Annotated in this window: 14 protein-coding genes and 1 riboswitch; of the genes, 11 read left to right on the top strand and 3 right to left on the bottom strand. The window is 30.2% G+C overall.

The genetic code is table 11. The features are described 5' to 3' along the window. The first annotated feature begins 204 nt into the window (after positions 1–204). From EG240_RS13040 to EG240_RS13030, 3 genes are read left to right on the top strand one after another with little or no spacing between them, the layout of a single operon-like run. The gene (locus EG240_RS13040) at positions 205–561 is read left to right on the top strand and encodes a hypothetical protein (RefSeq protein WP_125019831.1); all 357 of its coding nucleotides are present in this window, start codon (positions 205–207) and stop codon (positions 559–561) included. Next, positions 530–745 (top strand): hypothetical protein, encoded by a 216-nt coding sequence (locus EG240_RS13035; RefSeq protein ID WP_125019830.1) that lies wholly within the window; start codon positions 530–532, stop codon positions 743–745. The genes EG240_RS13040 and EG240_RS13035 overlap by 32 nt, the downstream gene beginning before the upstream one ends. A 6-nt stretch (positions 746–751) precedes the next feature. Beyond that, positions 752–1,615 (top strand): hypothetical protein, encoded by an 864-nt coding sequence (locus EG240_RS13030; protein ID WP_125019829.1) that lies wholly within the window; start codon positions 752–754, stop codon positions 1,613–1,615. 53 nt (positions 1,616–1,668) lie between these two features. Here EG240_RS13030 and EG240_RS13025 read toward each other — a convergent pair whose 3' ends face one another. After that, a complete protein-coding gene (locus EG240_RS13025; RefSeq protein ID WP_125019828.1) occupies positions 1,669–2,529 on the bottom strand; it encodes a cupin-like domain-containing protein in 861 nt (286 codons plus the stop codon). 168 nt (positions 2,530–2,697) lie between these two features. Between EG240_RS13025 and pth the strand changes: the two genes are divergently transcribed. The 5 genes from pth (at position 2,698) to EG240_RS13000 (ending at position 5,638) form a co-directional block, all read left to right on the top strand. Then, on the top strand, positions 2,698–3,264 hold the full coding sequence (gene pth, locus EG240_RS13020) for an aminoacyl-tRNA hydrolase (RefSeq protein WP_125019827.1): 567 nt from the start codon (positions 2,698–2,700) through the stop codon (positions 3,262–3,264). 13 nt (positions 3,265–3,277) lie between these two features. After that, on the top strand, positions 3,278–3,799 hold the full coding sequence (locus tag EG240_RS13015; RefSeq protein WP_125019826.1) for a hypothetical protein: 522 nt from the start codon (positions 3,278–3,280) through the stop codon (positions 3,797–3,799). A gap of 58 nt (positions 3,800–3,857) precedes the next feature. After that, positions 3,858–4,292: an energy transducer TonB gene (locus tag EG240_RS13010; RefSeq protein ID WP_158612028.1), complete on the top strand. Its 435-nt coding sequence runs from the start codon at positions 3,858–3,860 to the stop codon at positions 4,290–4,292. A 60-nt stretch (positions 4,293–4,352) separates the two neighbouring features. Next, positions 4,353–4,545: riboswitch (cobalamin riboswitch) on the top strand. A gap of 104 nt (positions 4,546–4,649) precedes the next feature. Then, entirely contained in the window at positions 4,650–5,372 is a 723-nt protein-coding gene (locus EG240_RS13005) for a T9SS type A sorting domain-containing protein (protein WP_125019824.1), read from the top strand. 41 nt (positions 5,373–5,413) lie between these two features. Continuing rightward, entirely contained in the window at positions 5,414–5,638 is a 225-nt protein-coding gene (locus tag EG240_RS13000) for a hypothetical protein (RefSeq protein WP_125019823.1), read from the top strand. A 53-nt stretch (positions 5,639–5,691) separates the two neighbouring features. On the opposite strand, the gene EG240_RS12995 is transcribed toward EG240_RS13000, so the two are convergent. Together EG240_RS12995 and EG240_RS12990 are read right to left on the bottom strand one after the other, a co-directional pair. Next, complete coding sequence (locus EG240_RS12995; protein WP_125019822.1) at positions 5,692–6,192, bottom strand: GNAT family N-acetyltransferase; 501 nt, start codon at positions 6,190–6,192, stop codon at positions 5,692–5,694. A 66-nt stretch (positions 6,193–6,258) separates the two neighbouring features. Then, positions 6,259–8,082, bottom strand: coding sequence for a GNAT family N-acyltransferase (locus EG240_RS12990; RefSeq protein WP_125019821.1), 1,824 nt, complete (start codon positions 8,080–8,082; stop codon positions 6,259–6,261). A 176-nt stretch (positions 8,083–8,258) separates the two neighbouring features. On the opposite strand from EG240_RS12990, the gene EG240_RS12985 reads away from it, so the two are divergent. The 3 genes from EG240_RS12985 to EG240_RS12975 are packed head-to-tail and all read left to right on the top strand — an operon-like array spanning position 8,259 to position 10,146. Next, positions 8,259–9,020, top strand: coding sequence for an exodeoxyribonuclease III (locus EG240_RS12985; protein WP_125019820.1), 762 nt, complete (start codon positions 8,259–8,261; stop codon positions 9,018–9,020). A 13-nt stretch (positions 9,021–9,033) separates the two neighbouring features. Continuing rightward, a complete protein-coding gene (locus tag EG240_RS12980) occupies positions 9,034–9,915 on the top strand; it encodes an OmpA family protein (RefSeq protein ID WP_125019819.1) in 882 nt (293 codons plus the stop codon). A gap of 39 nt (positions 9,916–9,954) precedes the next feature. Next, complete coding sequence (locus EG240_RS12975; protein ID WP_125019818.1) at positions 9,955–10,146, top strand: hypothetical protein; 192 nt, start codon at positions 9,955–9,957, stop codon at positions 10,144–10,146. Positions 10,147–10,183 lie beyond the last annotated feature (37 nt).

The following is a 10,183-nucleotide window of genomic DNA, read 5'->3' as shown; positions in this document are numbered from 1 at the left end:
CATTAAATTTGAACATCTAAATTCCAGTCAGTTAGCTTTGTATTAATAATCGAATTCAGGTTACAAGTATTCAAATCGATGATGTTGATAACAGAAGACGACATATTTTATTTCAATGGAGAAAAAGTATTTGATCAATAAATGTTAATTTTTTAATAAAAGTGTTATATTTGAATGATAAAATATAAATAATTTTATTGTATTGTGAAAAAAGAATTATTTATATTATTCGTATGTTTTGGATTGTTTTCATGTAATAATGAAGTAAAAAACCAAACCGTGACCATTGATAATAAATATTCAATGGATTTACCTGATTATTTAACTGAAACCACAAGCTTGAATGTTGATGCTTCACTTCAGTATATGAATGGTATAAAAGAGCTTTATATCGCTGTAATTGATGAGCCAATTTCTGGTTTTTCGCAAATATTAAAGTCAAATGATTTAACTGAAGATTACAAGAATAATTTAGATGATTATTCTACTTTTTGTGTGGATTATTTTAAAGAAAGTGTTGATGTAACTTATGTTTCTGACCCCAAAAGAAACTACAATTAATGGATTACTAGCAATTTTATTTACAGTAAAAGCAAAAATAAGTGGTTATACCGCATATTATCATTTCACATACATTCAAGGAAAAGAAAATTATTATCAAATTCTAACTTGGACTTTTGATAGTAAAGAAAACGATCACAAAGAAAAAATGAACGCAATGATAAATTCATTTAAAGAAGTTTAATTATTTATGGAAAAAAAATATATTTCCTCTGGTGTAGTTCCGATTACAGGATTAATAACTACTATTTTTTTGGGTATTATATCAGCAGTTGCTTTTTCATTAATATATATTGTAATCAATAAAGTAATTCCAAATATCTGGTTTGCTGCAATAACGGCTGGCTTTTTTGGTTTTGCAATTGGTTCATCAATTAATTATGGATTGAAATTCGGTAAAATCCGAAATATGAAAGTTGCTTTATCAATTGCCGTTTTTTCTGGATTATTTGCAATTTATACGCAATGGGTAATTTTCGATGTATTGATATTGAGTGAAAAAGGATTCACATTTAATTTAGATGCTCAAGATATTAAGATTTTATTACAAGATTTTATTTTTATTTTCTCGCATCCAAATATCTTAGTTGAAGATATTAAGTTCTTTAATGAATTTGGAACATTTTCTATTGAAAGTAGCGACACGGTTTCTGGAATTTTACTATGGGCTGTTTGGTTTGCAGAAGTTCTAATCGTTTTGATACCTACAATTTTTATGGTAAAAAATGGAGTTGTTTCAGAACCGTTTTCGGAAGTAAATAATACATGGATGAATAAAAGAAATGAATCGATAATAATTCCGTTTGTAGATGATAAAGACAAGTTAATTAGAGAATTTAACAATAACAATTTCGAAGCTTTAAATCAAAGAATCTCAGAATGTGATAGTGACAGGTTTGCTGAAGTTGTTGTTTATGAATCTCCTAAAGATACTTTAAGATTTGTAACCATAAACAATGTTATGATTATTAAAAACAAAGCAAATAAAGATAAAGTAGTCAGAAATCCTGCAATCGAAAAATATCCAATTATCAAAACAGTTTTTGAAATTTAAAAGAATAAAAAAAATGAGTTAGATTAATTTCTAACTCATTTTTTTATTTATATTTATAACTGTGCATTTGTTCTGCGAATTGCTTCAGCATCTTTATAATCAAGCCAAGCCTGACCTTTGCGTTTTCTCATAAAATTATCATAGATTCTATTGATAAGTACATTTCGTAAACCGCCAATCAAGTTTTTTGGACGTCCAGCAAGTGAACGTAAACTCAATGAAAAACCAGGAGTTTGATACTTCATATAATGCCACCAACCTTCAGGCATATAAAGCATTTCACCATGATTTAACTGAGTTATATATGGATTTATTTTCTTTAATGCTGGAAACTTCTCAAAATCAGGATTGTCAAAATCTATGTCTTCATGACAAAGCCAAGAATAAGGTAAACGATACATATACTTTGTGTCTTTCGGGTCAACTAATACACATTGTTTTTTCCCCTCAAAATGAAAGTGAAAAATATTCGGAAAATCAATATCATAATGCATAAAAACTTTTGCATCTTCACCACCAAAGAAAACCAATGGTAAACTTTTAATTAAACGTAAACCTAAATCGGGCCAACGCATATCGTCTTTCATTGACGGTGCGTCTTTCATTAAATTATAAAGAAAAATACGTAAATCTGATGGACCTTTTTGCATGATGTCAATATATTCTGACATGGTCATCGTAAAATCAGGTTCGTTTACTTTCTTAGTATAATCCGTTTTTCTACTATCATATAAAGGAACCATTTTATCACCAGCTATTTCTCTAATGTATTCTAAATTCCATTTCGTAAAAGCAGGCCAATCTTCAATCTGATTTGTAATTACAACAGGTTTCTGTTTTTTGTAATAATTTTCAATAAACTCTTTTTTAGTTAGCTTATTTACACGTTCAATTTCAATATATTCGAACCCCATTTTATTCGTTATTTATTATCAAATAAAATTAATGATTTATTAACGAATATTGTTTTTTAAAGAGTTAAATATTTTAAAAAATAGTTTTAGATTTTATGTTATCAACTTAAATCTAATACATTTGTAATGAAGTTATTTAACTTTTAATACAGAATAGAAATACAAAAAATGAAGAAATTTTTAATTGTTGGTTTAGGTAATATTGGTGCAGAATATATAAATACACGTCATAATATTGGTTTTAAGGTTGTCGATTTTATTGCTCGTGAAGCTGGAGTTGATTTCCAAACAGTGAAGTTAGGAGCGATGGCAGAGGTTAAAATCAAAGGAAGAACTTTATTGCTTTTAAAACCAAATACCTACATGAATTTATCCGGAAAAGCAGTTCAACATTGGATGGAAAAAGAAAAAATCGAGAAAGAAAATATATTAGTTGTTACTGACGATTTAAATTTACCTTTCGGAACCATTCGTATCAAACCAAAAGGTTCAGATGGCGGACATAATGGATTAAAAAGTATTCAGGCTTTATTAGGCGCAACCGATTATCCGAGATTTCGATTCGGAATTTCTGATGAATTCAAAAAAGGACAACAAGCAGATTATGTATTAGGAAATTGGTCAGACGAAGAAACAGAAGCTTTAAAAGAACGGTTATCAGTAAGTGCTGAAGCCGTTAAATCATTTGCTTTAGGTGGACTTGGAAATACGATGACCGCTTTCAATGGAAAATAATTATATTAATTATATGAAAAAAATGTTAGCAATCGCAACTTTAGCTATTTTGGCAAGTTGCAACTCAACCAAAGGTGTTGTTTCTACAAATTGGTTGGGAAAAACGGTTACGATTAAATCTGTTTGTCCAGAAAATGGAGTTTGTACAGCGACGCGTGAACCGGGAATAGCTTTGAAAGAAGATACTAATTCCAAAGGAGTTCCTAAAATGGTAGCTAATGAAGAAACCATTTTAATCAAATATGAATTTGATCGTAAAAAGGCAGACGGAAGTTACGCAGATGATTTTCATAAAGAGGAAATTTTCATAGAAATTCCTGCTAAAACATTCAAAAAAGAATATGTAAATGAACAGCTTCAAGAAGTAAAATTGACGTTCGGGCGTCATTGTTATTGTAAAGGTTCTGCTGGATATTTCAAAATTACTGAAGGAACTTTGAAAATTGATAACTCAGAAAACAAAACAAAAGTAAAACTAAATTTCAAAGCGCCAGTTCCGCAATTATTTGAAAACGTAGAGTTTACAGTTGAATAATTTTTATAAGATGTCTTTATGACATCTTTTTTTGTATCTTTAATAAAAAATGATTGATATGAAAGGGATATATTTTATACTTATTCTGTTTATGAATACAGCAGTATTTGCTCAAGTTGTTGTTCAAGTTCCGGGAACTGTGGATGTACCAATTAAAAAAGCTTATAAAAATTCTGCTAATAGTAGTGAGATATCAGATAATTCCGGATTGATTTATACTTCCAGTGGTCAGGATTTTAGACAATATTTTAGTGAGAAATACCAATTTCCAGATGATGCGCTGAACAATGAAATTTCGGGTTATATAAAAATTGAATTCGTTGTTGAGAAAACAGGTATTCCATCAGAAATAAAAGTTATCAAAAGCCTTTGTGAATCTTGCGATGCCGAAGCCATCCGTGTTATTGAAAGGGCAAAATTTCAAGTCTGTGAAATCGATGGTGTTCCTAGTCGTTGTCGATATAATTTTCCAATTAAATTAGCTTTTGAATAATAAATCAGATTGAACCAATGCAATTCGTATTGGTTTTTTTTATGTTTAATTTTAAAATAACGTACATTTGCAATCTAAGGTTGAACGATGTTCAATAAAAGGGAATTAAGTGAGATGCAAAATCAATTCTTAAGCTGTACCCGCAACTGTAAGCTATAAAACTTATTGTTAACTACTCGCCACTGGAAATTTTTTCTGGGAAGGCCAACAATAAGATGCAAGCCAGGAGACCTACCTTAAATAAATTCAACTTTCGGGAGTTAAAGTCTATGAAAACTATTCGGGCATTTTTTGCCTAATTCTTTCATGTATAAACTCCGTGAAGTTTCGGGAACAAAACTTTAAATTTTTTATATTATGAAAAGAATTACTTTGTATTTCTTACTGCTTTTTACGCAGACCATTTTTGCACAATTTGATAATAGTACGGTACAATATTATATTGGAGAAGGTACTGAAACCGCTTATTTTATTGTTGATTTTAATGATGGAAGTGAAACGCCTTCTTATGTTTGGGGTTTTCGTTTTAATGAAGAAGATGGTTTAACAGCCGCTGATTTGTTTTATCAAATTGGTGAAGCCGATCCAAATCTTACAATCGATGCGGGAGATTTTTTAAATGATATTTCTTATAATCAACACGATACTTCTTTGCAAGAATATGATTATTGGAGTACATGGAACGGAGATACTTTTGAGACTATGGCAATGAACGGTTCAGGTTTATCTGGTGTACTTTTGGAAGATACTCGTTGGTACGGCGCCAGTTATGGATGGATGTTTATTTTTCCTGAACCAACACCGCCTTCTTTTCCTGTTCCTGCAGTTGCCCCAGAAACTTTATCAAATCCAAACAATAAAAAAATAGAATTCAAAGTTTATCCAAATCCAACTTCAGATTATTTGAACATTCAAACCGAAGAAGAAATTTTAGAAGTTACTATTTTTAATCTTCAAGGAAAACAAATTTTAAAATCTAATATCGAAAGAGTTGATGTTTCTAATCTAACATCAGGTATTTATTTGATTGAAATTAAAACAAATTCAGGAAAAGCATTCCGGAAATTTATTAAAAAATAGTTTTTTTGTTTATATTTGGTTCCAACCAAAAATAACATACAATGTCAATTAAAGAAATTATTTTATTAGTAGTCGTAAGTTTATCATTCATTTTATATGTAAGAGCTTTATTTATTATTGAAAAACTTCCGTTAGATAAAGAACAAAAATATTTTTACAGATTTATATCCTTTATCATCCCAATTGCTGGATATTATTTAGTGGTAAGAAAAGCGAAATCATATAAACGTTATACAGAAACGAAGTTGTCTCAAATTAAAATTTGAGACAACTTCGTTTAATTACTATATTTTATTAAAAAATTTCTGTTTTTTCAGTACTAGTATCTAACATTACATTTCTGAAAAGCTCTACGTGGAGAACCATCACCGACATAAATAATTCCGCAATATTCAAATCCTATTTTTTTGAAATAATTTTGCATTGGGATATTATTTTCGTGTGTATCCACTTTTATATTATCGATTTGTGTAAAACAATAATCAAAACACGCATCAGCAACTCCTTTAATTTTACCGTTTGATGCTAATCGATGAATTACACCATATGGGCGATTATTAAGCCAATTTCCGCCTTCTATAACCTGATAAGTCACTTCTGGATCATTGCCTTGAATAAAGCAAAAATATCCAACTATTTCAGCATTATTAGTTATCACAAATCCATGTTGATTTACTATATCATTCAAAATAACGTCTTCAGACGGATAACCATTAATCCATTGCGTGGTATTTCTGTTATCAATCATGATTTGTTTAGCGCATTCAATCACTTCCATAATTGAATTGATATTTGAATTTTCAGCAAGTTTAACTTTCATAAAATAGAAATCTAGATAAAAAACAAACATAAAAAAAACACGAGAATAACTCGTGCTTTAATTCTATTATTTTTCTGCTCTTCGTTCCAATTCAGCTTGAAACTCTTCCATAACTGGCTTAACAGTGCTTTCTGGTAAATCTTCAATTCGAATGTACATCAAACCATCAACAGAGTTATTAAATAACGGATCAACGTTAAATGCTACAACTCTTGCGTTTTGCTTGATATATTTCTTAATCAACACAGGAAGACGTAAATTTCCTGGTTCAACCTCATCGATAATTTTATCAAACTTATTCAAATCGGCTTCTGTTTCGTTGAAAACAAAATCTTTGTCAGCATCTTTCAATTTCACTTTATATTCCATCTTTGGACGAATATATTGAGCCACGTAAGGATCGTAATAATGAGATTTCATAAACTCGATCATCAATGATTTTGAGAAATCTGTAAATTGATTACTGATACTAACTCCACCAATTAAAAATTTATGTTGTGGGTAACGTAAAGTTGTATGAACAATTCCTTTCCATAATAAGAACAAAGGCATCGGCTTTAGTTGATAATCAGGAACAATAAAAGCGCGCCCCATTTCTATCGATTCAGACATCATTTTATGTAATTCTGGTTCAAATTTGAAAAGTTCTTGCATGTAAAATCCGTCAATACCATATTTTGGAAATATCTCAGAACCCAATCCCATTCGGTATGCACCAGCAACACGTTGCTGATCTTCGTCCCACAAAAACATGTGGTAATAATATCTATCAAATTTATCTAAATCAATAGATTCATTAGTTCCTTCGCCTATTTCGCGGAAAGTGATTTCTCTCAAACGTCCAATTTCATGTAAAATATTCGGAATCTTCTCTGCCTGAACAAAAAACACTTCGTAGCTTTTACTTTGAAGAAAACGATTTTCTGCTAAATTTTCTCTTAGTTTTGCAATCTCTTCAAGAATTTTATCTTGATTCGCAGCTCGAGCAATTTGTTTTGGTTTCGTCTCAGTAGTTTTTGTCAACATATCAAGATTAATCGAACCTAGCAATTTTTTTTCGTCTTGTTCATTAAATGATTTTGACAAAATATAAGTTTTCTTACGTAAGAAATCCGTGTATTGTTCTAATGATTCTTTATGCTCATTCTGTTCATTAACAGAAATTGATTTACCGATTCTAATTTTTATTACTTTCTTTCTTTGTGTAAGTAATTCTGAGGGTAATTTCAGAGTACGAAGTATTGGATTAATTTTAGCTAGCCAATAAAATAATTTACTGTTTTTGGTATGAAAATATATAGGTACAACAGGAACATTTGCTTTTTGAATAATCTTCATTGCAGTCGGTTCCCAAGGTTTATCTAACATGATACTGCCATCTTCAATAGTCGAAACTTCACCAGCAGGAAAAATACCTAATGGTTTTCCGTCACTTAAATGACGCAAAGTTTCTTTCAGCCCCATAACACTTGACTTAACATCTTTCATGTCATCAAATGGATTAACAGGCATAATGATAGGTTTCAATGGTTCAATTTCTTGAAGTAAAAAATTACCAATAATCTTGAATTCAGGATCATGTTCTAACATAATTTTCATCAACAAAATCCCATCCAAACCACCAAGAGGATGATTTGAAACCGTTATATAAGGTCCCGTTTTAGGTAAACGTTTTAAGTCATCTGTAGGAATATCATAAGAAACACCAAATTCATTAACTAACTTTCCTAAAAATTTAATCGTGTCTGAATCATATGATTTAGTGTATATTTTATTAAGCTTAGAAATGCGCGTAACTTTCATAAAAACCCATCCGATAAACGTTCCAAACGCTCCGAATTTATCGACTTTTATGGCTTTCGCGACTTGTTTTGCATTTACAATTTGCATTGAGTAAAATGTAATAATTAGAGAGCAAAGATACAAAAGTTATGTTAAGGTTTTTTAATAGAAATTAACTTTCAAGCATATTTACATATTTATATAAATATCAATTGACTGTTTGAATATTATTAAATCAAATAGGTAATTTAAATTGTTTAATTTTGATATTTTAAAATTCGAAAATGAAAATACTATCTTATAACGTAAATGGAATTCGAGCAGCAATCACTAAAGGATTTTTAGATTGGTTACAAGCAGCAGATCCGGATGTGATTTGTTTACAAGAAATTAAGGCTCAAGAAAATCAAATACCAGTTGATGAAATAACTGCAGCTGGATATCCGTTTCAATATTATTATCCAGCTCAGAAAAAAGGATATAGCGGAGTTGCGATTCTTTCTAAAACAGAACCTAAAAATGTAGTTTTCGGAACTGGAATCGAACACATGGATTTTGAAGGAAGGAATATTCGTGCCGATTTTGATAATGTTTCGGTGATGTCACTTTATTTACCTTCTGGAACAAACATTGAACGTCTGGATTATAAGTTTCAATATATGGATGAGTTTCAAGAATATGTAACAAATCTTAAAAAAGAAATTCCGAATTTAATTATTGGTGGCGATTACAATATTTGTCACGAAGCAATTGATATTCACGATCCAATAAGAAATGCGAAAGTTTCTGGATTTTTACCAGAAGAACGTAAATGGTTAGATGGTTTCTTGAAAAATGGTTTTCTAGATACGTTTAGAATGTTGAACTCAGAACCACATAATTACAGTTGGTGGAGTTATCGTGCCAATGCGAGAAATAATAACAAAGGTTGGAGAATTGATTATCTTTTAGCTACAGAAAATATGAAAGATAGAATCAAAAGAGCTTATATTTTACCTGAAGCAAAACATTCAGACCATTGTCCAATCGGATTAGAAATTGAATAAAAATCAACCACTTATGATAAGAAAAATTATTCTAGTTGCACTTTGTATTCCATTATTTTCTTCTTGTGTAACACGCCGTTTATACAATGAACTTGATGCGCAATTCAAAGAATGCACAGAAGAACGTAATCGCTTATTAAGCGAAGCAGAATCGTTACGAAACGAATCAATTGAATTAGAAAATTCATTGAATACTTCTGAAAGAATGTTGGCTACTGCAATTGCAGAACGCAACCGTTTACAAATCGAATATGATCAACTTGCAGAAAGTTATAAAACATTAGAAAAAAATAGCGATACTGCAATCAAAGCCGAAATTGATCGCTTAAATAAACTAAAATCAGAACTTAACGAAAAATCTTCTCGTGTAAATGAATTAGAAAATAAACTTGCTGCTCAAGATGCAAACTTAAAACGCTTGAAAGATTCGTTATCTAAAGCTTTGTATGCTTTTGAAGGGAAAGGTTTAACCGTGGAAATGAAAAACGGAAAAGTTTATGTTTCTATGGAAAACAAATTACTTTTCAATTCTGGAAGTTGGGCTGTTAGTAAAGAAGGAAAAACGGCAGTTGAAGAACTAGGTAAAGTTTTAGCTCAAAATCCTGATATTTCAATTTTAATTGAAGGACATACAGATAACGATAAAATTGTTGGGAATCTTGGTGGCGGAATCGAATCGAACTGGGATTTATCTACCAAACGTGCAACTGCAATTGTAAATATTCTGGAAACCAATTCTGGTATTGACAAAAAGAATTTAACGGCTGCGGGTCGTAGTGAATTTGCACCTATTTCAACAAACTCAACATCCGAAGGAAAAGCTAAAAACAGAAGAATTGAAGTTATTTTAACTCCAAAGTTAGATGAAATATCTAAGATGTTAAACGAAATTTAATATATTTACAGGGAAGCAAATTAAATGCTTCCTTTTTTTATGAAATATAAAAGATATATCATTGAATTCTTTGGTCTAACTGTAATTATGACCGCAGCATTTTATTATTTTAATGATCAAAACATACTATCATCTTTAGCTCTGAGTACAGGAGCTTCTTTACTTACTGTTGTCAACAAATATTATCTAGATAAAAAAGCATTAAAAAAGAAAAACAATCCAAAAGCTTAGATTTTATTTAAGAATATTTAAAATCACTTCATGTATT

It is taken from the genome of Paenimyroides tangerinum (assembly GCF_003865405.1).
GTDB classification, from domain to species: Bacteria; Bacteroidota; Bacteroidia; order Flavobacteriales; family Flavobacteriaceae; genus Flavobacterium; species Flavobacterium tangerinum.
This window is presented reverse-complemented; position numbering and strand designations above follow the sequence as displayed.